Genomic DNA, 24,072 nt, shown 5'->3' with positions numbered 1-24,072 from the left:
GGAGTGGTAGTTCAGTTGGTTAGAATACCGGCCTGTCACGCCGGGGGTCGCGGGTTCGAGTCCCGTCCACTCCGCCACTTATTCGATAACCTCGCCTAGTGCGAGGTTTTTTCGAATCTGAAGTAGTAAAAAGTTTTAGGGGTGTAGCTCCAATTGGCAGAGCAGCGGATTCCAAATCCGCGTGTTGGGAGTTCGAATCTCTCCACCCCTGCCATATTTAAGGCTCTAGCAGAAATGCTAGGGCCTTTTTACTTTCTGAATCATACGCCATTAGTAAAGCAGCGTATTCCCCGACTTACCAAAACAGCGCGTGCTGGGAGTTCGAATCTCTCCACCCCTGCCATATACGAAGCCTCAGCAGAAATGCTGAGGCTTTTTTGCATCTATTGCTTCTACGAAGCAATGTTGGGAGCTGGATCGCCAGCCCGGTCTAATCTCCGGAGTGCCGGCTCAGTCCACCCCTGCCATATATAAGGCTCTAGACTGCGCGTCCCAGCAGAAATGCTAGAGCCTTTTTTATGCCTGTCACCTTTAATGTAACGCTAGAAGTATTAAGTGCTCCTTTAGCTCCCCCTATTTAATCGAATCGCTTAATACCTACTAAATACAACCTTGCCGTATTTAAAGGCTTAGTCGAACACTAGAGCTTTCGTTCAGCACTCATCTCGCTCCGTAGTTTCTGGTAGTGACTAAAGCTATACCTGTTAGGCCTTGAGTCTAATTATTTTTCCGGAAGGAATGCTTATACAACTGAAGTCTGTTCTAAAGTGGGTAGACTCGCTTGCGTTGCAAAAAACGAGTTCTTTGCATAGCCTCACTTCCGGAAAGATTGCTGGCTAAGAGCGTTTTATCATATCGTCGGCAGCGTGATTAAACACCATTCGTCTTCGCTTTAGTCCCGATTAAATCTAATGTTTACCCAACATAAAGGCTTTTGGTTGCTTCAATAACAGTGCAGTAAACGCCGTGGTAAGTTCTATTGTTCATGTATACCTTTGAGCTAGATTTTCAGTGAGGAAATCGGCGAATCTGACTTTCATTAGATATAAAAAAGGCCACCTAAATTAGGCAGCCTAGTTTTATATTTTTCGGTGTTAATCCAATTCTTTCTCAGCTTGTTTCGCTTTCTCTATCATTGGAGTAATTGTTGAACCTTGGACTAAGATTGAGAACACAACGACAGCGTATGTCATGACGAGGATTATCTCTTTAACATCTATTGCCTTGTCTTCAATCACCCAGATACCTGAAGGAATTGAAAGTGCCATGGCTAGAGCTAGACCACCACGCAAACCACCCCAAGTTAAGATCTTGATTGACCAAGGGTTGTAAGTTCTAAAGCGTTTGAATCCGATATAAGACAAGAAAACACTTAGGTAGCGTGCGCTTAGTACTAGAGGTACTGCGAACGCCATTAAGATCCAGTCTTCTTGGTGGAATTTGAATAGCAACATCGACATACCGATCAATAAGAACAATACGCCATTTAAGAATTCATCTATCAATTCCCAGAAGTGGTCTAGGTGATCCTCACTCTCTTTCGAGAATCCAATAAAGCGCGTCCAGTTACCAATCATGATACCTGATACCACCATTGCTAACGGTCCTGATACATGTAGGACTTCAGCAAAGGCATAACCAGCTGTCGGAATACCTATGGTTAATAGCAGCTCCATCGAGTGGTCATCGGTGTTGCTGATTAGGTAATGGAATATTAAACCTAGAACAAAGCCATAGACGATACCACCGATAGCCTCTTGGACGAATAACATGGTCACGCTACCTACGGTCGGTGCTTCTGTACCGAACGCAATGGTAAATAGGGTAACGAAGATCACTAGGCCAAAACCATCGTTGAATAGAGATTCTCCCTCGATTTGAGTAGAGATTCGTCTGGGAGCATCGAGCTTTTTCACTATTGCTAATACAGCGATTGGATCGGTTGGAGATATTAGAGAGCCAAAAAGTAAGCAATAAATTAGGTCAAATTGAATACCGATAAACTGACAGAATCCATACAGTACAAAGCCAATAAAGAATGTCGAAAATAGTGTAGCGCCAAGAGCGAGTACCGTTATTTCCCATTTCTGATCTTTTAGATTAGGTAATTTAATCCCTAAACCACCTGCAAAGAGTAAGAATCCCAGTATTCCTTTCAGGAGGAAATCTTCAAAGTTGATACTGGCAACGGTTTCTGAGGCGATGTCAGCCAATTGGAACCAATTGTTTTGTCCCGCAATGATAATTAATAGAGATAACATCATTGAGCCAGCTGTAATGGCGATGGTTGTCTGCATTTTACCAATTTTGGTATTCACGAAAGCAATAAGCATGGCAGCTGCGGACAAGAAGCATAAGGTGTAATAGACCGACATTGGGATCCCAACATGTAACAAAGTATGAATATGAATTTTCGTTGTCTCATGCTCAAATAGCAAACATTTTTTTGTCATGACTTGGTAATCAATTTCATCTTTTAGACGTCTAGACTCCTTTTTAATGTGTGGTAGGATGGAGAGATAATTAAAGGAATGAGGTTGTACCGTGGGAAGTAATGTAAGGCAAAAGATTGACGCTCTGTTGAAGCAACGAATTTTACTGATTGATGGTGGCATGGGTACCATGATTCAGGATTATAAATTGGAAGAGCAAGACTATCGTGGTGAGCGCTTTGCTGATTGGCATAGTGATTTAAAAGGTAACAACGACCTTTTGGTACTTACACAACCTAAGCTTATCAAAGATATCCATATGGAATATTTGGAAGCCGGTGCTGATATCCTCGAGACCAATACCTTTAACTCTACAACCATCGCTATGGCCGACTACGATATGGAAAGTCTTAGCGAAGAAATTAACTTTACAGCTGCAAAATTAGCTCGTGAAGCGGCAGACGAATGGACGGCAAAGACCCCAGACAAACCCCGTTTCGTGGCGGGTGTGTTAGGTCCAACTAACCGAACTTGTTCTATCTCTCCAGACGTTAATGATCCGGGCTATCGTAATGTTAGCTTTGATGAGCTTGTTGAAGCTTACTCCGAATCGACACGAGCACTTATCAAAGGCGGCTCAGATCTTATTCTTATCGAAACTATCTTCGATACGTTAAATGCAAAAGCATGTTCTTTTGCGGTTGAATCTGTTTTTGAAGAAGTGGGTATTACTCTTCCAGTGATGATCTCCGGTACCATTACTGACGCATCAGGTCGTACGCTTTCAGGGCAAACAACAGAAGCCTTCTACAATGCCCTTCGTCATGTTAAACCTATCTCATTTGGATTGAACTGTGCATTAGGCCCTGACGAACTGCGAGAGTACGTTGGTGAGATGTCTCGTATCTCAGAATGTAACGTTTCTGCTCACCCTAACGCGGGTTTACCTAATGCATTCGGTGAGTATGACCTTTCTCCTGAAGATATGGCTGAACACGTTAAGGAATGGGCCGAGAGTGGCTTCTTGAACCTAATTGGTGGTTGTTGTGGTACAACGCCAGAACATATACGTCACATGGCAGAGGCCGTTGAAGGCGTAACTCCACGTCAATTACCTGATTTGCCTGTGTCTTGCCGTTTATCTGGCTTAGAACCATTAACGATTGCTAAAGAATCATTGTTTGTAAACGTCGGTGAGCGTACTAACGTTACCGGCTCTGCTCGATTTAAGCGATTGATTAAAGAAGAGCTTTACGACGAAGCCTTGAGTGTTGCTCGAGAGCAAGTTGAGAACGGCGCTCAGATCATCGATATCAACATGGATGAAGGGATGCTAGACGCTGAAGCGTGTATGGTTAAATTCCTTAATCTATGTGCGTCTGAGCCAGAGATCTCGAAAGTACCAGTCATGGTCGATTCTTCAAAATGGGAAGTTATCGAAGCTGGCCTGAAATGTATTCAGGGTAAAGGCATCGTTAACTCTATCTCATTGAAGGAAGGGAAAGAGAAGTTTGTCGAGCAAGCTAAACTGGTTCGTCGTTATGGCGCAGCTGTCATTGTGATGGCGTTCGATGAACTAGGACAGGCTGATACTCGAGAGCGTAAAGTCGAGATTTGTACTAATGCCTACAATATTCTTGTTGATGAAGTAGGTTTCCCGCCAGAAGATATTATTTTTGACCCAAACATTTTCGCAGTGGCTACTGGTATTGATGAGCATAACAACTATGCGGTCGACTTCATTGAAGCTGTAGGGGACATCAAACGCGATCTTCCGCATGCGATGATCTCGGGTGGTGTGTCGAATGTTTCATTCTCTTTCCGCGGTAATAACTACGTTCGTGAGGCTATTCACGCGGTATTCCTATACCACTGTTTTAAAAACGGTATGGATATGGGCATTGTAAATGCGGGGCAATTAGAGATTTACGATAATGTGCCTGAGGATTTACGTGAAGCCGTTGAAGATGTGGTTCTAAACCGCCGAGACGACTCAACAGAGCGATTACTCGATATTGCGACTGAGTATCTAGAGCGTGCAGTGGGGAAAGTTGAAGATAAATCGGCTTTAGAGTGGCGTACCTGGCCAGTAGAAAAGCGCTTAGAACACTCTTTAGTGAAAGGTATTACCGACTTTATTGTTGAAGATACCGAAGAAGCTCGTGTTAATGCCTCTCGCCCTATCGAGGTGATTGAAGGTCCATTAATGGATGGCATGAACGTGGTTGGTGATCTCTTCGGTGAAGGTAAGATGTTCCTTCCTCAAGTGGTGAAATCTGCCCGTGTTATGAAGCAAGCGGTAGCCCATCTAGAACCATTTATTAATGCAACCAAAGACGTTGGTGCAACTAACGGAAAAATCTTACTGGCGACCGTAAAAGGCGATGTTCACGATATTGGTAAAAACATTGTTGGCGTTGTCTTGCAGTGTAATAACTACGAAATTATCGATCTGGGCGTGATGGTTTCATGTGAAAAAATCCTTAAGGTCGCTAAAGAAGAGAACGTCGATATCATTGGTCTTTCGGGTTTGATCACTCCTTCATTGGATGAGATGGTTCATGTGGCTAAAGAGATGGAGAGACAAGGCTTTAAACTGCCTCTTCTGATTGGCGGAGCAACCACATCTAAAGCGCATACAGCCGTTAAGATTGAACAGAACTACTCTGAACCTGTGGTCTACGTAAACAATGCCTCACGTGCTGTTGGTGTGTGTACTTCTCTACTCTCTAACGAACTGAAGCCTGCATTTGTTGAGAAGTTAGATATTGATTACGATCGCGTTCGCGATCAACACAACCGCAAAAAGCCGCGCACTAAGCCAGTCTCGCTAGAGAGAGCGCGTGCCAATAAAGTTGCTATCGATTGGAATGCGTATACTCCCCCTGCACCCGCTAAACCGGGAGTACACATCTTCAAGGACTTTGATGTGGCTACTTTACGTCAGTACATCGACTGGACTCCGTTCTTTATGACGTGGTCTTTGGTTGGTAAGTACCCGGCAATTTTTGATCATGAAGAAGTAGGCGAAGAGGCGAAGCGCTTATTTAAAGACGCCAATGATTTATTAGATCGAGTAGAAAGAGAGAAGTTGCTTGAAGCTCGTGGTATGTGTGCCATGTTCCCAGCGAACAGTGTTGGCGATGATATTGAAGTGTATACCGATGAATCGCGTACTGAAGTATTAAAGGTTCTGCACAACCTTCGTCAGCAAACCGAAAAGCCCAAAGGATTTAACTACTGTTTGTCAGATTACATTGCGCCAAAAGACAGCGGTAAAGCGGATTGGATTGGTGGTTTTGCAGTAACGGGTGGTATTGGTGAGCGAGAGCTGGCTGATGAATACAAAGCCAATGGTGATGACTACAACGCGATTATGATTCAGGCGGTTGCAGACCGATTGGCTGAAGCGTTCGCTGAATACTTGCATAAAGAAGTGAGAAAGGACATTTGGGGCTACTCACCTGATGAGAATTTGTCTAACGACGATTTGATTCGAGAGAAGTACCAAGGTATTCGCCCAGCCCCGGGTTACCCTGCTTGCCCAGAGCATACAGAGAAAGGCACGTTGTGGGAGTTGATGGACGTTGAAAAAGCAATCGACATGTCGCTAACCACGAGTTACGCAATGTGGCCAGGTGCTTCTGTGTCTGGTATGTACTTCTCACATCCTGATGCTAGATATTTTGCAATTGCACAGATTCAACAAGATCAAGTGGATAGCTATGCCGACCGTAAAGGTTGGGATATGTTGGAAGCTGAGAAGTGGTTAGGTCCAAACATTAACTAGTTTGAATCTATGACGAGCTTTGATTCGTAAAGTAAAAAAGAGAAAGGGTTGCTTAATAGCAACCCTTTTTGTATCTGTCGTTTGGTGATTTTAAACTAATCGAGCAACCGTCGTTTTATTCAAACAGCTCTTGATGCAGCTTTTGAATCGCTAACTTGGAGACAGATTCATCAAGCAAGAAGCACAGGTTATGTGGGCTCGCTCCGTAACAAATCATACGTAGGTTGAAGTCTTCAAGCGTGCCGAATACTTGCTTCGCATAGCCTTTGCTTTCACTCATGTTGTTGCCAATAAGAGCAACAAGGCATAGGTCGTGTTCAATATCCACAGAACACAGCTCTTCAAGCTCAATGCGAGCGGCTTCTGGTAGCTGAGGTGCACCACCCGATGTATCTGTTTGATCGAGAGTGAGTGAGACACTGATCTCTGAGGTAGTGATAAGATCGACAGAGATCTTATGCTTAGCGAGGATCTCGAACACTTTTGCGAGGAAGCCATAAGCATGGAACATATTGGCGCTGCGTAGCGTAACCATGGTTTGGTTGCAGCGTAGGGCAAGCGCTCTGAACAGAGGGGAGCTTTCAACTTGTTGACGAATCCATGTGCCTCCGAGCTCTGGTGCTTTTGATGAGCCGACAAATACCGGAATTTGGTGGCGTAGTGCCGGGACTAGAGTCGATGGGTGTAAGATCTTCGCGCCAAAGTTTGCCATTTCCGATGCTTCGCTGAAGCTGATCTCTGGGATAGGAGATGCTTTCGATGCGATACGTGGATCCGTGGTGTAGATGCCCGGAACATCAGTCCAGATTTCTAAACCAATCGCTTGTACAGATTCTGCAATCAGTGCCGCTGAGTAATCACTACCACCACGACCTAACGTTGTGGTGTTACCTTCGCTATCGGCGCCGATAAAGCCTTGGGTAACGACAACTTGCTGCTGGCAGAGTGGAATCAATTTCTGTTGTGCTAAAGCTGCAATATCTTTTAACTGTGGTTCTGCTTTGCCGAAGTCACCATTGGTGCGCATCACTTCTCTGATATCAAAACGGACAGCGGGTGTGCCACGCTCGCGAATGATTTGAGCGAGGATATGTGTCGACATCAGTTCGCCACATGCCACTAGGTGATCGGTGAGTTTAGTACTGGCTTGGAATGATGCCGCTTCGGCTGCACTCGCAATGTCATCGAGAATACAGTGCACATCTTTTTCAATGCTAATTGGGTCAGCTAGCTGATCAAGAATCGCGTTATGAATGTCAGTCAATTGCGTCAATAATTCCTGACGACGAGTTTTGTCTTGGACACCATTCGCTAGCTCAACCAGCAAGTTGGTGACGCCTGAGCACGCGCTGCTCACAACCAGTTTCGTATTCGAGTTATTTTCAATAATGGCAGCACAACGGCTCATTGCTTCAAAGTTGGCAACACTTGTTCCACCAAACTTAGCGACATTAAAAGAACCAGCTACATTAGATGCACTCACGATATATCTCCCACGACTTCCTAAAATAAAATTACTGTTGGGTAATCCAACGTCCGATGTTTTTCGAAGAGAGTATTTAGAGCAAAAAGAGAGGAATTATTAGAATAGTAACCTCAGAAGCTCTTCACCATATAGAAATGGCGACAGTTGCCGGGATTCAGCCCGCTCAACCGATAATAAAGGTCCTGCATCCTTTTATTATCTCGGCACTGCTCCCCCTTGATGCTTTGTATTGGAAATGCGGTTCCACAAAACATCTGCCTGGGCAGTGCTCCTCTTCTGCTAGATAGCCATTTCATTGAACGTGTTTGCGGTAACAATGTCAATCCGTAACTGGAGATATTTAAAAAATAATTTTAACAATTATGTGACACTGGTGTGACCTCAATACTTTTAGCTAATTGATGACGGTATCGATTTGCTTTAGGGTGGATTGTTCACAACATTAACGTAAGGGATGTACATGTCTAATTTAACACTCACTACTGCTATCGAGAGCTTTTATCCGCCACACCGAACGTTAATGGGGCCGGGGCCTTCAGACATTTCTCCTCAAGTTTTGCAGGCCTTGAGCCGTCCAACTATTGGTCACCTCGACCCGTTATTTATCGCGATGATGGATGAACTGAAACAACTTCTTAAGTATGCATTCCAAACTGAAAATGAGTTTACGATTGCTGTTTCTGCGCCGGGCAGCGCAGGTATGGAAACCTGTTTTGTTAACTTGATTGAGCCCGGTGAGAAGGTAATTGTTTGTCGCAATGGCGTTTTTGGTGAACGTATGCGAGAGAATGTTGTGCGCTGTGGTGGTGAAGCGATCCTTGTAGATGATGAGTGGGGCAAGCCCGTTTCCGTTGAAAAGGTCGAAAAGGCATTGGCAGAAAACCCCGATGCAGTTGCTGTCGCATTTGTGCATGCAGAGACGTCTACTGGAGCGTTATCGGATGCTCAAGCGATTTCAGCCGTCGCTCGTCAGTTTGATGCGTTGTCGATTGTGGATGCGGTGACGTCATTAGGTGGTGTGCCATTGTTGGTTGATGAATGGCAACTCGATGCGGTGTATTCAGGTAGTCAAAAGTGTCTATCTTGCGTTCCTGGCCTGTCTCCAGTGACTTTCTCTCAACGTGCGGTTGAGAAGATGAAGGCACGTCAAACTCCAGTACAAAGCTGGTTCCTAGATCAAAGCTTAGTACTGGGTTACTGGAGTGGAGAAGGCAAGCGTAGCTACCACCATACGGCACCCGTGAATAGCCTGTATGCTCTGCATGAGTCGTTGGTTTTATTGAAAAATGAAGGCCTGGATAATGCGTGGTCACGTCACCATGCGATGCACCAAGAGCTTAAAGGAGGCGTAGAAGCACTAGGATTAAAGTTTGTGGTTGATGAAGAGAGTCGTCTTCCGCAGCTCAATGCGCTTTATTTCCCTGAAGGAATCGATGAAGCCAAAATCAGAACACAACTTCTAGAAGAATATAACCTTGAAATTGGCGCAGGACTTGGTTCTTTGGCTGGCAAGGCTTGGCGTATTGGTTTAATGGGTTATGGCGCTCGAAAAGAGAATGTCGCTTTGTGCTTAAAAGCGTTGCAAGACGTTTTAAAATAGCGGTAATAAACTCAAGTTCAAAAGAAAAGCGCACGAGAGATCGTGCGCTTTTTTGTGTCTAGACTAAACGTCAATATGGTGAATTAACTCTAGATTCCGTGACGTCATTTAGCAGAAGAAATGTTGTTTTCAGCTTCCGATATTTTCTTATATTGAACCTTGGAAAAGTCTCTATTTGGGAACAAGAAGCTCGCTTCACTACGAATTTGTTCGGCTTTACTGTGATCGCCTAATCCTTGATACGCTAGAATCAGGTTGCTGTAGAAAGCAGGCCTTGGCTTACGTTTTATGATCTCTAACGACCAATCTATATAAGGTTGGATCAAGCTAGGATCAGCTTTGTAGAGGCCGATATTTAGATAGGTGCTGTATACGTCCCAATCATAGCGATCTTTCCAGACTACAGGGTTCGTTACCTGCTTAAGAATATCCGGGTTTTTGGGTTTAGAAAGTTCAAATTGAGTCAGGACATAATTGGTATGCAGCGCGCTCAACATATAGAAACTCACCAAGATCGGAACCACCAAGCTAGACACTCTAAACAGGGTTTTACTAACGATACTAAACGGCTGTTGATAGTGACGAGAAGCTCGTTGATCGACCCAGTAAATCAAGATGATGAATGTTATCCAGTGAATCGCTGAGTGGTAAAAAGGGTACTCGAGCTGAGAATGTAAGAGTATCGGTATAAATAGCGCGAGTAGTGCTAGACGTGTTCCTTTCGCTGAGCTTGTTATGCGTGACATCACCAACACTGCAGCAATCAAGATCCCGATGATTGGTACTATTCCACCTTCAACCCCCCAAAACAGGAACTCATTGTGTGGGTGATCCATTGAAGGAAGGCCGGGATGATAACTTGGGTTGAGTTGATGCTGGCGAGCTGTGTATAGCGTGTACTCGGATTCGAACTTCCCGTAGCCATACCCTGTAAATGGCTTTTCGATCATCATGTCTAGCGCTTGTGGAAAGGTATAAGCTCGTGGGCTTTCTAAGTTAGCCCTTTTACTTGCGAGGCTATCAGTTGTACTGAGGCTGATTACCGAAAAAGCGACCACGATACCGACGAGCACTGATGCGCACCATCCGTAGAAGCGTTTCTTGGTCGAGAACTTGTATAGATAAGGCAGAATGCAGACAAACCCAATGACGGCAGCCAACCATCCGGTACGTGATGCAATGATGATCAGCAAAGGTACGGTTAAGGTTGGGGCTAGGTATAGTAAGAATGACTCGCTAATTTTGTGATTATATTTAGCGGGCTGTCTCGCTAAAAGATACGCTGAAAGCACAAAACCGGTAGCTAAAAAGCTGGCCATTACATTCGGTTGTTGGAATATCCCGTAAGGTCGATTAGCCGTTGTGTTGTAACCAAATAGATTGCCGGGTTCCAGTAAGAAATATTGCACGTAACCAAAGAGTGCTTGTATAACCACAGCAAGCACAATGAACCACAACATGCGTTGCTTGTGTTTATTGCTGAACTTAAATTGCTGAAGTACGACGAATAAAGCGAAGCCCGCCCACAATCCCAGTAGTCGACCAGATGCGGCTTGAGGAAAGGCGTTACTGTAGAGCGTGGGTAGCGTAAGTATCACGCAACTGATCAGCAAGCCAACGGTTAACTTGGAATATTTAAGTACTCGGTTAGTCGCGAGTTGGTAGAAGCCAATTGCTAACGTAAAGCTAAGAGCTAACCAAGTGGTTGGGTTAAACGATAACGCAAGGCCTGAGCCTCCAGGATTCGGCATGAAAAAATGCATGGCTAACAAGAATACAACAGCTAAAGAAGCCAGAAATGCTTTATTGAGTGGTAGCTGAGTTACCTGATTTTCTAGTTGGGTACCGCTAGTGTGTATTGTTGCCATAAATCCCTAACCTTATAAAAACAGAGCTTGTTCCTTCTGAAACAAGCTCTGTTACTTTAACATTTTTCTGTCTGCTCGCAGGGCGCTATTTTACACCTACTTCAAATTTAACATAGGCTTAAGGAAGCGAGCAGTGTGCGAACCTTCGACTAACGCCACATCTTCAGGTGTACCTTCTGCAACAATCTCACCACCACCTTGACCACCTTCTGGACCAAGGTCTAAGATCCAGTCTGCTGTTTTGACGACATCGAGGTTGTGCTCAATCACGACAACCGTATTACCGTGATCACGCAGCCTATGTAATACCGTCAATAGCTGCTGGATATCGTGGAAATGAAGACCTGTTGTTGGTTCATCAAGAATGTATAAGGTTTTTCCCGTGTCTCGTTTAGACAATTCACGCGCTAATTTAACACGCTGCGCTTCACCGCCAGATAAGGTTGTTGCCGCTTGTCCTAGACGAATGTAGGAAAGGCCAACATCCATCAATGTTTGTAGCTTACGAGCGATAACAGGAACAGGGTTGAAGTATTCTCGAGCATCTTCCACTGTCATCTCTAGAACTTCGTCAATGGTTTTGCCTTTGTAGCGAACTTCTAAAGTTTCACGGTTATAACGCTTACCTTTACACACATCACACGGCACATACACATCTGGCAAGAAGTGCATCTCTACTTTGATGACACCGTCTCCCTGACACGCTTCACAGCGACCACCACGAACGTTAAAACTGAATCGACCTGGCTTGTAGCCACGAGATCGTGATTCTTGGGTACCGGCAAATAACTCACGAATTGGCGTGAAAATACCAGTGTAGGTTGCAGGGTTTGATCTTGGTGTGCGACCGATAGGGCTTTGGTCAATATCGATCACTTTGTCGAAATGCTCTAAGCCTTTTATCTTTTTGTGCTTTGCCGGAACTGCGGTTGTTGCACCGTTTAATTGAGTGTGGGCAACTTTAAAGAAGGTGTCATTGATTAGTGTAGATTTACCTGACCCCGATACCCCCGTAATACAGCTGAACAAGCCTACAGGGATCGTCGCAGTGACATTCTTTAGGTTGTTCCCCGTTGCGCCAACGATCTCGACGACCTTTTTCTTGTCGATAGGCGTTCTTTGTTTTGGTATCGCAATTTCTTTAGCGCCGCTCAGGTATTGTCCGGTTAAAGAATTCGGGTTTTCGATGATGTCTTGCATGGTGCCTTCTGCGACCACGTGTCCACCATGCACACCCGCACCTGGGCCGATATCGATAACATGGTCAGCACAACGGATTGCGTCTTCATCATGTTCAACAACAAGCACGGTATTTCCTAGATCTCTGAGGTGAACCAAAGTTTGCAGTAGACGTTCATTATCGCGCTGGTGGAGGCCAATTGATGGTTCATCGAGTACATACATAACACCCACTAAACCAGCACCAATTTGACTTGCTAGACGAATCCTTTGCGCTTCACCACCAGACAGCGTTTCTGCACTGCGTGATAGGTTCAGGTAATTCAAACCAACGTTCACCAAGAAATGCAGACGATCATTGATCTCTTTCATTACTTTATCAGCGATCTGACCACGCTGACCGCTGAGCGATAAGTTTTGGAAAAACTCTAGTGCATCAGCAATGCTGAGCTGAACGATTTCTGGCAGTGTGGTATCGCCAATGAAGACATTTCGAGCTTCTAATCTTAAACGCGTGCCATCACAGCTAGAACATGACTTCGTTGATATGTACTTGGCAAGATCTTCACGCACCGCGCTAGATTCAGTGTCGCGGTAGCGACGTTCTAGCGTATTTAAGATGCCTTCAAACGGATGACGTTTGACTCGAATATCACCTCGGTCATTGATGTACTTGAATTCCACTTCAGTACGCCCTGATCCTTTAAGAATGATCTCTTGAGTCTTTTTAGGCAGAGAGTTGAATGGCACATACAGATCAAAACCATAATGGTCTGATAGCGACGTTAGCATCTGAAAATAGTAATAATTCTTCTGATCCCAGCCTTTTATTGCACCTTCTGCAATGCTTAGGTTCTCATCTAAAATCACTCGACTTGGATCAAAATATTGTTGAACACCAAGTCCATCACACGTACCACATGCACCTGCAGGATTGTTGAATGAGAATAGGCGCGGCTCAAGCTCTTGCATGCTGTAGCCACACTTTGGACAAGCAAAGTTAGCTGAGAACACGATCTCTTCTTGTTCTTTATCATCCATCCAACCGACAACAGCGATACCACCAGATAGCTCTAATGTGGTCTCGAACGATTCGGCTAAACGTTGTTGAAGATCAGGACGAACCTTGAATCTGTCTACCACAACTTCAATGGTGTGCTTCTTGTGCAGTTCCAATGTGGGTGGATCGGACAAATCACAAGTCTCGCCATCAATACGAGCTCGGATAAAGCCTTGCGCAGCGAGGTTTTCCAGTGTCTTTACATGCTCACCTTTACGTTCTTTGACGATCGGTGCCATCAGCATCATCTTTGAGCCTTCAGGCAGTTCTAATACTTTGTCGACCATTTGGCTGATGGTTTGCGCTGCGAGGGGGATATTGTGATCAGGGCAGCGTGGCTCGCCGACTCGCGCGTAAAGCAGTCTTAGATAGTCATAGACTTCAGTGATGGTACCGACGGTTGAACGAGGGTTGTGAGAGGTCGATTTTTGTTCTATCGAGATGGCTGGAGATAAACCTTCGATGTGGTCGACATCGGGTTTTTCCATAAGAGATAGAAATTGACGGGCGTAAGCCGACAAAGACTCAACATAACGACGTTGACCTTCCGCATAGAGAGTATCAAACGCAAGTGACGACTTTCCTGAACCTGATAAACCAGTGATAACCGTCAGCTTATCACGGGGTATGGTTAGGTTAATGTCTTTGAGGTTATGCGTACGAGCGCCTCTAATTTCTATTTTATCCATCTCAATAGACCATGTAATTTTAAGTGGCTAAAGTATTACATAGAGTGAGATTTGTGCAAAGTTTTACTGGATAAAAAAACAGTAAACAAAAAAGGGCGACTCTTTTGAGTCACCCTTGGAATCATTTAATGTGCTGTTAACTAACCGCTAATTGCTGTTAACTAAATAGCTAAACCGCTCAATAGTTAAGCCGATCAATAGCTAAATAGCGAGTAAGCCAAAATTAGCGATTAAGCTTCTTTTGTTGTTGAGTGCTTACCTAGCTCGATTTGTTGCTGGTCTTTTTTGTATAGGTTTTCAAAGCAGTAATTTGTTGCTTCGATGTAGCCTTCAACACTACCGCAGTCAAAACGTTGACCTTTAAATTTGTAAGCCAACACACAACCTGCTTTTGCTTGTTTTAGCAATGCATCAGTGATTTGGATTTCGCCGCCTTTGCCTGGTTCAGTCTGTTCGATAAGCTCAAAGATATCTGGAGTCAGAATGTAACGGCCAATGATTGCTAGGTTGCTTGGCGCAGTGCCTGGTTCTGGCTTTTCTACCATGTCATCAACACGGAAAAGGTCATCTTTAATCATTTCGCCAGAGATAACACCGTACTTGTGAGTCTCGTTTTCAGGTACTTCCTGTACAGCAACGATTGAGCAACGGAACTGTTTGTATAGTGCAACCATTTGAGCCAGTACACCTTGCTGTTCGTTAACACAAAGGTCATCAGCAAGCACTACTGCAAAAGGTTCATCACCCACAAGCTCGCGACCCGTCAAGATAGCGTGGCCAAGGCCTTTCATTTCACGTTGACGAATGTACGTGAAGTTTGCTGCTTCAATCGTCTCACGGATATTGATCAGCAAATCTTCTTTATTGGTGCCACTGATCTGGTGCTCAAGCTCGTAGTTCTTATCAAAGTGGTCCATCAATGAATGCTTACCACGGCCAGTAACAATGCACATGCCATCCATACCGGCTTCAATTGCTTCTTCAACGCCGTATTCAATCAGAGGTTTGTTGACGACAGGCATCATTTCTTTCGGCATTGACTTAGTTGCTGGTAAGAAGCGAGTACCGTAGCCAGCTGCCGGGAAAAGGCACTTTTTGATCATGATAAGACCCTTTATCTATAATAATTATGGATTCAACCTGAGTGGTTGATATTTCTGAGGGCAACTCTAGCATAAGTTATGTCGAAAATTCAGCAACAATCCGTATGGTTCACTAGAGTTTTCCTCAAAATTATCGTCAGTTTAAGAGGCTGATCAATTATGCAAGCAAGTTCTGGTTTGCCCATGCAATAGCTTGGACTCGATTCTTAACGGCTAACTTACGAAATATCTGATAAAGATGAGATTTGACGGTGAATTCGCTAATAAACAAGTCATCGGCTATTTGCGTGTTTGATGAGCCTGATTGAAGGCAGCGAATCACTTGCAGCTCTCTGATGGTTAAGTCGACATTAGTAGGGGTGGTATTGGTGCTCACGATATTTCGATAGTAGAACAATAATTGGCTTGCCACTTTTCTAGGTAGCCAATTGTCTCCATTAATGACCTCTTCAAGCCCCTTTGCTATTTTGGCTTTCTCTTCAGTGTTGTAAAACAGACCTTTTAATACGCCAAACGTAATCAACTCCGATGTGGGAAGAGCTTTGGGGACGTTGAATAAAATGATCTCATGATTTTTCCACATCACAGGTAGATTTGGATGAAGGTTGATTAATCGAGGCACCTCTTTGTAATCAACCAGTAAAATTCGGTTGCTCTGCTTTCGATCAAATAACATCAAATCGTCCGGTGTCATTTTGTAGAGAATAATAGATAAGTGTTTTTCTATCTCTTTTACATGTAGATAGGTGTCGTTTGGGTCGATGCACAGAAAATGCAAAGTGCGAGCGTATCGAGATTTTCTCATTGAAACGTCCTGTTTAAGTAGAATTAGATTCCACGTTGTCATGCAGGCTCTCGCTTCTCTAGCGCCTTAATGGTGACTTGCGTTGAATATCAATTATCAAAGTAAATGAGTGGTTTGTAAGTGGAGAAAAAAGCAACATCGCTCTGAATATCATGATTTGTTACGTTTTTATTCTTTGTAGTGAGGCGAGAATAGGAATGCGATTTATCACTGCAGAAAAGCATGCTATTCTTGTGCGCTAAAATTTTCTGAGACTATGAATTTAGACGGAGCAAATCATGGCTAGCCGTGGAGTTAACAAAGTTATATTAGTGGGTAACCTAGGTAATGACCCTGAAATTCGTTACATGCCCAATGGCGGCGCAGTAGCGAACATTACCATTGCAACGTCAGAGTCATGGCGTGATAAAGCAACTGGCGAACAGCGTGAAAAAACAGAATGGCACCGTGTTGCTCTGTTTGGCAAGCTGGCGGAAGTTGCTGGTGAGTACCTACGTAAAGGTTCTCAAGTTTACATTGAAGGTCAACTTCAAACGCGTAAATGGCAAGATCAAAGCGGTCAAGATCGCTACACAACAGAAGTCGTTGTTCAAGGCTTCAACGGTGTAATGCAAATGCTTGGCGGTCGTGCTCAAGGCGGTGCTCCTGCTCAAGGTGGTATGGGTAACAACCAACAGCAAGGTAGTTGGGGTCAGCCACAGCAGCCACAACAGCAGCAACAAGCACAACAACAATACAGTGCTCCAGCTCAACAGCAGCCGAAAGCACCTCAACAAGCTCCTCAGCAGGCTCAACCTCAATATAATGAGCCGCCAATGGATTTTGATGATGACATCCCATTTTAAGCCCTGTTTTTAATATATTATAAAGACAGTATTAAATTGGAAAAAGCCGCGTTTATCGCGGCTTTTTGTTACCTAGAATTCTTAACGCTTTATTTACAACGTCAATTTATAGTATAAGTAGCAATACGGTATAATGTGAGTTGAAAAGGATTTCGTTATTCATGAGATATACCCCGACACTAAAATTGAGCACTCGATTGGTCGCATTTGTCACTGTGATAGTGATCAGTGCGATGTTCATTCTTTTTATTGGTGGCACACTTTCCTTTAAGCGTATCGGACAGGAATATTTAGACCATTATTTGGTTGGTATTGTCGACGTTGTAGATAAAGAGATGGAAGATCCCGACGCCGCGTATTCGATGCAGCGTTGGATGCCTAAGATGTTGCAGGCGAGCAATATTGTTGAGATGAAACTCTCAAACCAGACTGGCATCGTTTATCGCTTCAAAGATACCTCCCCACAAATTGATCCCAACCGTCTTTATGAAAGAAGCTTCATTTTAGAGCGCAATGAAGGTTATCGAATCGAGTTTAAAGCATTGCCTCCTTATATTGGTTATAGCTACTCAATGGAAGCAATGTGGTCAATTACTTTGGCGGTTGCATTGATCCTTTTCTGTCTGGCTCGTGGTGTTCGTTGGTTGAAGGAACAGTTGATGGGTTCTGAGATCTTGGAAGAGCGAGGAAGAATGATCCTCGCTGGGCAAGTTGAGGCTCATGCAAAGGGAGATGAACTTGAATGGCCATACACGGCAAGTGAAGCCTTGGATGTCTTGATCGAAGAGCTGCAAGATGCTCGTCAAGAAAGAAGCCGCTTCGATACCTTTATTCGTACCCATACCTTCCTAGACAAACTCACAGGCACGGCAAACCGAGTCTTATTCGATAACAAGCTTGAATCGGCTTTGCATGAAAGCGGTGCTCGAGGTGGTGTGTTATTGATACGTATCGACGAATGGGAGCAAGTTCGTGATGTTAATGACAAGCAAATCACTGACGGCTTTATTATCGAAGTTGGCGAAGTATTGTCGAATATTGTTCAACGCTATCCTGATGTCATTTTTTCTCGTTATTACGATGCTGATTTTGCCGTATTTATTCCGCATCAAGGGGCTAAAGATATTGCTACCTTGGCGGCTCAGTGTTTAAGGCAGTTAGATAAACTAACTCCGCCAGAGCCTTTAGATTCTGATAATTGGTGCCATATTGGCGTAACCATGTATACCGAAGGTGAGCGTCACAGTCAGATCATGGATGAAACGGAAACAGCATTAAAGAGTGCTCAGCTGGAGCGTATTAATAACTGGAGCCGTTACCCTAAGCAGAATACAAATGAGTTGGATAGAGGCAGTGTTCGTTGGAGAACATTATTGGATAAAGCGCTGCTTCCTGAAAATTTAGTAATCTTTGCTCAGCGATGTTATCTTATGCCGGAATCTGGTCAAGCTAATGAATTACATAGAGAAATATTCACTAGAATTCAGGATCCTGATAAAGGTTTATTGAAATCGTCTCGATTTATGCCTGCGGTAGAGCAAGTGGGTTATCAAGCTCAAATGGACCAATCGGTTCTAAAGGTTTTGTTGAAATCGCTGAAAGAGTCAACTCAGCCTCTCAACTATTCGGTGAATCTGAATGTTACTCCATTTGCGAATAAACAGCATTTTAAGTGGTTTAGAAGTGAGTTGTTACAGCTCTCTGCTCAACACCGCTCTCAGCTTGCGTTTGAGTTTCCAGAAGGGCACTTGATTGCCCATCTTGATTATATGAGACCGGTGGCAAAGATGCTGCGAGGTTTAGGGTGTAAAGTTGTGGTTGGCCAAGCTGGACGAACCATTGTTAGCACTCACTATATAAAAGACTTAAAGGTCAATTACATTAAGCTTCATCGAAGCTTAATAAAGAAAATCGATCAAAGGCATGAGAACCAACTGTTTGTCCGAAGCTTAATTGGGGCATGCGGTGACTCTCCAACTCAAGTTATTGCCGTTGGAGTCGAGACAAAACAAGAAAAGAACACCTTGATAGAGTTAGGCATTAACGGCTATCAAGGGAGATATTTCGACGAAGAACAACAAATTATCCCTTTGCCCAATCAAGTTGAAAAGGTCGCGAAAGCGGAATCTGTTGTGAAAGTTGGACGAAGAAATCGATGGCGTAAGAGTAGTAGTTAACAATGAATTTTAAAGCGATTTTAGACAAGATAAAGCCAACGAATAATAAAGGCAGCTCGCAAGTTGTCATGTTAGGCAACGATGCCATTTATATTTCATCGACAGAACAAGAACCTCAAGTAACCAGCATTCCCGTGGTTAATGGGGACTGGGAGAGTGCGCTAAAAAAATCGCTTAGCTGTGAGGCGTTTACCAGTAATAGCCTCCAGCTGATTGTCTGTGCTAACTACTACCAAACCTACCAAATTGATAAACCGGACATTCCAGAGAGTGAATGGTCGGTTGCCTTGCCTTTTTTACTCAAAGATCTTGTCTCTGAAAGAGTGACTGAAATTATCGCGAGTGCAGTCGCGTTACCGACGTCGAATAAGCTGCAAGTGTATGTTCTGCCTAAAAAGCTGTTAGACAAGCTTTTGAATATTGCTAATTCGGTTCAGGTTGAATTAATAGGCGTTGCTCCTGAAGATGAAATCTGGGGTTACAGTGCTGGCGAACTGTCTAATTTCATCCTTTTGCAGCGCAGCGCCAATTCACACTTTAAGCTGGGTGCGTTTGTTGAAAATACCGTTTGCTTTCAAAGAAGCATCCGTAGTGTTGTTCCACCTTTAACGGGTGTTGCATCAAGCGCTCTGCAATTAGATGGCCTTGCTCTAGAACTCCAACGCTCGATTGATTACCTTTCTTCTCAAATTAAAGGTACTCAACTTCATCAGTTGAAAATCTGCTGTGATGAGGAAGATGAGTCTGAGTTACAAGGCGCGTTAAATAACACATTGAGTTCGACAGTTTCTCTGCTCGTTGAAGGTGAGCGTGATAATTCAGAGAGTTTGTTGGTTAAGCTCGCGGCTGAAAAAGAGGCTTTTAATGTCAATCTTTACCCTGAACATCTCAAGCCTAAGAAAGAATATTTTACGCTGACCAATGTTGTTGCGAGTTGGGGGCTCGTTTGTGTACTGCTACTTGGTGGTTACTTTGTAATGCAGTATCAAGCTTCTAATCTAGATAAAGCCCTAACAGCTTTGCAACATGACTCGAACCAGCTTAACAAGCAAGTTAACCAATTGAATAGTAAGTTAACTCAGCATAAACCGTCTCCAGAGAAAGTGGCGGCAGTTGCGCGTCTCAAACGTGAGACTCAGGCTAAAAAAGAGGCTTTGAAGGCGGTAGGACAATACGACGAATCACAACAAGTCGGGTATTCTGGCGTCATGAATTCCTTAGCTAAATTAGGCCGAAATGACATCTCTCTTTCGCACATCTACATGACTCACGATACTTTAGATCTGAGTGGCTTTGCTCGTAACGCAAATGTGGTTCCTAACTGGATTGGTCAGTTTAAAAGTGAGCTTAATTTAGTTGGACGTGCTTTTGAAAAACTAAAAATTGGTCGCAATGATCAGGATGTGGTGACGTTTGAGCTAAGTACTCGCAGGGAGAGTAAATAATGCAGCAGTGGAACCAGCTCAGCGATAAGTTTCTTGCATTAAGTCAGAGAGAAAAATGGCTACTTTTCGTGTGTGGTTTTGTTGGCCTATCCATGTTGTTGTTCACCTTGTTGGTTGAGCCTGCGTATCTCGATTTACAGGCTAAAAATGCAAAGACGATGAATCTGACTCAGTCAAACCAGAGACAGCAAGGTGAGTTGCTCGTTCTTCAAGCTAAGTTAAACAAAGACCCAGACAAAGACATTAATCGAGAGTACAAAAAACTGCTGGTGGAGAGCCAAGATCTGTCACTTCAGCTTTCCCAGATTGTCGATGGACTGATCACGCCTTCTCAAATGTCTCAGCTATTGGAGAGTGTTCTTAATGCCGGAAATGGACTTAAGCTCGAATCGCTAGAGTCGTTAAAACCAGAAGCGATTTCGAATAATCAAGAGACCAGTGAATATTCAGGCTACTTTCTTCACCCTGTAAGAATGGAATTAACGGGCAGTTACTTTGATATTTCCGCTTATCTTCAAGCGCTTGAGTCTCTTCCTGTCAGTTATTACTGGCGCACATTTCAGTATTCGGTCGAAGAATACCCTAAAGCTCGACTGGTATTTGAGGTTTACACACTAGGTACTAGACAGGAGTTTATCGGTGGTTAGAGCTCTTTTGTTGTCATTACTTTTTAGTAGCCAAATGGCTTGGGCCGAACAGGATCCTACAGCGCCATTAGGCTGGTTGACGCCACAACAAAAAGCAACGTCAGCTAAAAAGGCGCCAACTCGTTACCGATTACCTTCTCTAGAAAGCATTGTGTGCAAAGGCGATACACCTTGCTATGCCATTATGAATGGTCAGATTCTCGGTCAAGGAGAAACGATCAGAGGGTACCGAGTTAAGAACATAGATCCAGAATACGTCACTCTGCAGAGAAGCTCTAAGCAGTGGAAATTAGAGATGTTCTCTTTAGATGTTAAGAATAATTAAGGTTAGAGTGAAGACATGCGTAAACTTGTAGTAGCAATCCTAGTGTCATCTTTAGTCGGCTGTTCGATGGGGCATCGAGATCCCGTTGAGATCAAAGAGTCTTTAAACGAATCGATTAATGAAGCGAATAGCAAAGCGCTTCGTGATCTTCCTTCGTCGGTACAAGATGACCTGATGCCTCAGCTTAATTCTGATGCCATGTCTCCGGGTATGGAAACCGTTAAGCGTTTTCGTATTCAAGCTAAAGGTGTTGAAGCGAGAACCTTTTTTGCTAGCTTGGTAAAAGGCACTGAATACAGCGCGGCTATTCACCCTGGAGTGTCTGGAAACCTTACTCTTAATTTAACTGACGTGACGTTAGATGAAGTGTTGGCTGTTGCTCAGGATATGTATGGCTACGATATAGAAAAACGTGGCAAAGTTATTCAGATTTACCCTGCTGGTCTGCGTACGGTTACGATCCCGGTTGATTACTTACAAGTGAAGCGTTCAGGTCGCTCATTGACGACCATCACCACCGGAACGATCACGACTTCTGATTCGAATTCATCGAGCTCTTCAAGCTCGAACTCAAACTCGTCAAATTCATCCAACTCTTCTAACTCATCGAATTCGACATCGAACGGCGGTACAGAGATTGAAACGACCTCTGAAAGTGATTTCTGGCCACAGCTTGAAGCGGCAGTTGCTCACCTCATTGGTTCTGGTGATGGGCAAAGCGTAGTGGTAACGCCGCAAGCCAGTGTGATTACGGTTCGTGCTTACCCTGACGAAATTCGTGAGGTTCGAGAGTTCTTGGGTATTTCTCAGAAGCGTTTGCAGCGCCAAGTTATCTTGGAAGCCAAAATCATGGAAGTGACCTTAAGTGATGGCTATCAACAAGGCATCAACTGGACCAAGATGTTCTCGTCGAATGGTACTAACTATACGATAGGTATGGGCTCTATTGTTAAAGATGCCGCTGGTGCAATTATCCCGGGTACATTGCCAGGTATGGACCCAATCGGCGCTGCTTTAGGTGGTCAATCTAACCTTGTTGTCTCTGGTGGTAGCTTTGAGGCGGTATTGAGTTTCATGGGTACACAGGGTGACTTGAACGTCCTATCTAGCCCAAGGGTGACTGCTGCTAATAACCAAAAAGCAGTGATAAAAGTGGGTACCGACGAATACTACGTAACTGACTTATCAAGTGCAGTTGGTAGTGGTGATAACGCGAATGTGGCCCCTGAGGTTGAGTTAACCCCATTCTTCTCGGGTATTTCTCTGGATGTGACACCTCAGATCGATGATAAAGGCAGTGTGTTCTTGCATGTCCACCCAGCCGTTATTGAGGTTGCAGAAGAGGTGAAAGAGCTTAATCTTGGTTCAACTACAGGTATTGTTTCACTTCCATTGGCAAAAAGCTCTATTCGTGAATCTGACTCAGTGATTCGTGCGCAAGATGGTGATGTTGTGGTGATTGGTGGATTAATGAAATCAAACACCAGTGATATAACGTCGAAAGTCCCATTCCTTGGCGATATCCCAGCACTCGGTCATTTGTTCCGTAATACCAGTCAGTTGACGCAAAAAACTGAGCTTGTGATCTTACTAAAACCAACGATTGTTGGCGTCAACACTTGGCAAACTGAGTTAGAACGCTCTCGAGATCTGCTGCAGCAGTGGTTCCCTGATGAAGAGTAATCGCTCACTTTCTCAATGTAGATTGGCAGCATCTAACTAAGCTAGGTCACTGATGTATCAAGCTCACTTTGGTTTTGAACAACTGCCATTTACTTTAACGCCGAATACCGATTTATTTTATGGTTTAGCGCCTCATTTCGAAGCGATTCAGACAGTGATCTCGGCGTTAGAAATGGGCGAGGGCGTGATTAAGGTCACCGGAGAGGTTGGTACTGGAAAAACCATGGTTTGCCGGATGTTGGTCAATCACCTAAATGATTGTACGGCTCTTATTTACCTGCCAAACCCTGTGCTCTCTGGTGCTGATTTACGCCAAGCCGTTGCTAAAGAACTGGGTTTGACTATCGATAATGAAGCAACCTTAGTTGATAACATTCAGCATAAGCTCATTGAGTTACACAACTCAGGTTTAAGAGTGGTAGCGATTCTTGATGAGGCTCAAGCTCTATCGGATGAAGCTCTCGAAACATTAAGGTTGTTCGGTAACCTTGAAACTGAAGATAAAAAATTGCTGCAAATTGTTTTATTAGGGCAACCTGAGTTGGATGATCGATTAGAGGCTTATCACCTTAGGCAGTTTCGTCAAAGAATCACGTTTAGTTCAACACTGAGGCCGCTGACTCTCGATGAAACGGTGGCGTATATTGATAATCGGATCGCTAAATCTGGTGGCAATCCTGAATTGTTCAGTTTGAATCAAAAAAAGGCGATTTGTCGCTCCTCGTTAGGTATTCCAAGATTGATAAATCAACTATGCCATAAGGCTCTTTTGCTCTCGTTCAGTGAAGATAAGAAAAGTATCGACAACCAGCACCTGTTTTCAGCCATGCATGAAACTTACGATGTATGTAAGCCTAAATTTAAAACGCCAATATTGTGGGGTTGGAATTAATTATGAGCGTCATAAATAACGCCTTGTCTGAATTGGCAAAGAAAAA

At 44.0% G+C, this 24,072-nt stretch carries 15 protein-coding genes, 2 tRNA genes and 1 riboswitch; of the genes, 11 read left to right on the top strand and 6 right to left on the bottom strand.

Going from position 1 to position 24,072, the window contains the following annotated elements:
- A tRNA-Asp gene (locus H5300_RS17970) sits at positions 1-77 on the top strand.
- Between the two features lie 60 nt (positions 78-137).
- Positions 138-214, top strand: a tRNA-Trp gene (locus tag H5300_RS17965).
- An 880-nt stretch (positions 215-1,094) separates the two neighbouring features.
- On the opposite strand, the gene H5300_RS17960 is transcribed toward H5300_RS17965, so the two are convergent.
- A complete protein-coding gene (locus H5300_RS17960; RefSeq protein ID WP_017078851.1) occupies positions 1,095-2,375 on the bottom strand; it encodes a sodium:proton antiporter in 1,281 nt (426 codons plus the stop codon).
- A 169-nt stretch (positions 2,376-2,544) separates the two neighbouring features.
- Between H5300_RS17960 and metH the strand changes: the two genes are divergently transcribed.
- Positions 2,545-6,222: a methionine synthase gene (gene metH / locus H5300_RS17955; protein WP_108093837.1), complete on the top strand. Its 3,678-nt coding sequence runs from the start codon at positions 2,545-2,547 to the stop codon at positions 6,220-6,222.
- Between the two features lie 115 nt (positions 6,223-6,337).
- Here the strand turns inward: metH and lysC are convergent, their stop codons facing one another.
- Complete coding sequence (gene lysC, locus H5300_RS17950; protein WP_004735980.1) at positions 6,338-7,705, bottom strand: lysine-sensitive aspartokinase 3; 1,368 nt, start codon at positions 7,703-7,705, stop codon at positions 6,338-6,340.
- Positions 7,706-7,814: 109 nt separating this feature from the next.
- Positions 7,815-7,992: riboswitch (Lysine riboswitch) on the bottom strand.
- A 176-nt stretch (positions 7,993-8,168) separates the two neighbouring features.
- On the opposite strand from lysC, the gene H5300_RS17945 reads away from it, so the two are divergent.
- On the top strand, positions 8,169-9,308 hold the full coding sequence (locus H5300_RS17945) for an alanine--glyoxylate aminotransferase family protein (protein ID WP_182796543.1): 1,140 nt from the start codon (positions 8,169-8,171) through the stop codon (positions 9,306-9,308).
- A gap of 104 nt (positions 9,309-9,412) precedes the next feature.
- Here H5300_RS17945 and H5300_RS17940 read toward each other — a convergent pair whose 3' ends face one another.
- The 4 genes from H5300_RS17940 to H5300_RS17925 all read right to left on the bottom strand — a co-directional run bounded on the left by H5300_RS17940 (position 9,413) and on the right by H5300_RS17925 (position 16,012).
- Positions 9,413-11,176, bottom strand: a complete 1,764-nt coding sequence (locus H5300_RS17940) for a PglL family O-oligosaccharyltransferase (protein ID WP_182796542.1) — start codon at positions 11,174-11,176, stop codon at positions 9,413-9,415.
- Positions 11,177-11,272: 96 nt separating this feature from the next.
- Complete coding sequence (gene uvrA / locus H5300_RS17935; protein WP_017080852.1) at positions 11,273-14,104, bottom strand: excinuclease ABC subunit UvrA; 2,832 nt, start codon at positions 14,102-14,104, stop codon at positions 11,273-11,275.
- A 230-nt stretch (positions 14,105-14,334) separates the two neighbouring features.
- Positions 14,335-15,207: a UTP--glucose-1-phosphate uridylyltransferase GalU gene (galU, locus tag H5300_RS17930; RefSeq protein ID WP_004735975.1), complete on the bottom strand. Its 873-nt coding sequence runs from the start codon at positions 15,205-15,207 to the stop codon at positions 14,335-14,337.
- Between the two features lie 157 nt (positions 15,208-15,364).
- Entirely contained in the window at positions 15,365-16,012 is a 648-nt protein-coding gene (locus H5300_RS17925; RefSeq protein WP_102450784.1) for a LuxR C-terminal-related transcriptional regulator, read from the bottom strand.
- 278 nt (positions 16,013-16,290) lie between these two features.
- Between H5300_RS17925 and H5300_RS17920 the strand changes: the two genes are divergently transcribed.
- From H5300_RS17920 to H5300_RS17890, 7 genes are all read left to right on the top strand, one after another.
- Positions 16,291-16,857, top strand: a complete 567-nt coding sequence (locus H5300_RS17920) for a single-stranded DNA-binding protein (RefSeq protein WP_017078845.1) — start codon at positions 16,291-16,293, stop codon at positions 16,855-16,857.
- 161 nt (positions 16,858-17,018) lie between these two features.
- Entirely contained in the window at positions 17,019-19,034 is a 2,016-nt protein-coding gene (gene csrD / locus H5300_RS17915) for an RNase E specificity factor CsrD (protein WP_102503447.1), read from the top strand.
- 2 nt (positions 19,035-19,036) lie between these two features.
- Positions 19,037-20,479, top strand: coding sequence for an MSHA biogenesis protein MshI (locus H5300_RS17910; protein WP_182796541.1), 1,443 nt, complete (start codon positions 19,037-19,039; stop codon positions 20,477-20,479).
- Positions 20,479-21,126: a type 4a pilus biogenesis protein PilO gene (gene pilO, locus H5300_RS17905; protein ID WP_054541402.1), complete on the top strand. Its 648-nt coding sequence runs from the start codon at positions 20,479-20,481 to the stop codon at positions 21,124-21,126. The genes H5300_RS17910 and pilO overlap by 1 nt, the downstream gene beginning before the upstream one ends.
- On the top strand, positions 21,119-21,451 hold the full coding sequence (locus H5300_RS17900; RefSeq protein WP_182796540.1) for an MSHA biogenesis protein MshK: 333 nt from the start codon (positions 21,119-21,121) through the stop codon (positions 21,449-21,451). Before pilO ends, H5300_RS17900 begins: the two co-directional genes overlap by 8 nt.
- A gap of 15 nt (positions 21,452-21,466) precedes the next feature.
- Complete coding sequence (gene mshL / locus H5300_RS17895; RefSeq protein ID WP_102456365.1) at positions 21,467-23,134, top strand: pilus (MSHA type) biogenesis protein MshL; 1,668 nt, start codon at positions 21,467-21,469, stop codon at positions 23,132-23,134.
- Positions 23,135-23,186: 52 nt separating this feature from the next.
- Positions 23,187-24,026: an ExeA family protein gene (locus H5300_RS17890; protein WP_017092365.1), complete on the top strand. Its 840-nt coding sequence runs from the start codon at positions 23,187-23,189 to the stop codon at positions 24,024-24,026.
- Positions 24,027-24,072: the final 46 nt, after the last annotated feature.

It is taken from the genome of Vibrio sp. SG41-7, assembly GCF_014164465.1.
Taxonomy (GTDB): domain Bacteria; phylum Pseudomonadota; class Gammaproteobacteria; order Enterobacterales; family Vibrionaceae; genus Vibrio; species Vibrio splendidus.
The sequence above is the reverse complement of the archived record's forward strand: the minus strand, read 5'-3'. Positions and strand labels throughout refer to the sequence as shown.

Excerpts from the sequence above, each read along its gene's own strand:
- H5300_RS17960 (WP_017078851.1), bottom strand. The coding sequence starts at position 2,375 with ATGTCGGTCTATTACACCTTATGCTTCTTGTCCGCAGCTGCCATGCTT.
- H5300_RS17945 (WP_182796543.1), top strand. The coding sequence starts at position 8,169 with ATGTCTAATTTAACACTCACTACTGCTATCGAGAGCTTTTATCCGCCA.
- H5300_RS17940 (WP_182796542.1), bottom strand. The coding sequence starts at position 11,176 with ATGGCAACAATACACACTAGCGGTACCCAACTAGAAAATCAGGTAACT.
- uvrA (WP_017080852.1), bottom strand. The coding sequence starts at position 14,104 with ATGGATAAAATAGAAATTAGAGGCGCTCGTACGCATAACCTCAAAGAC.
- galU (WP_004735975.1), bottom strand. The coding sequence starts at position 15,207 with ATGATCAAAAAGTGCCTTTTCCCGGCAGCTGGCTACGGTACTCGCTTC.
- H5300_RS17925 (WP_102450784.1), bottom strand. The coding sequence starts at position 16,012 with ATGAGAAAATCTCGATACGCTCGCACTTTGCATTTTCTGTGCATCGAC.
- H5300_RS17920 (WP_017078845.1), top strand. The coding sequence starts at position 16,291 with ATGGCTAGCCGTGGAGTTAACAAAGTTATATTAGTGGGTAACCTAGGT.
- csrD (WP_102503447.1), top strand. The coding sequence starts at position 17,019 with ATGAGATATACCCCGACACTAAAATTGAGCACTCGATTGGTCGCATTT.
- H5300_RS17910 (WP_182796541.1), top strand. The coding sequence starts at position 19,037 with ATGAATTTTAAAGCGATTTTAGACAAGATAAAGCCAACGAATAATAAA.
- pilO (WP_054541402.1), top strand. The coding sequence starts at position 20,479 with ATGCAGCAGTGGAACCAGCTCAGCGATAAGTTTCTTGCATTAAGTCAG.
- mshL (WP_102456365.1), top strand. The coding sequence starts at position 21,467 with ATGCGTAAACTTGTAGTAGCAATCCTAGTGTCATCTTTAGTCGGCTGT.
- H5300_RS17890 (WP_017092365.1), top strand. The coding sequence starts at position 23,187 with ATGTATCAAGCTCACTTTGGTTTTGAACAACTGCCATTTACTTTAACG.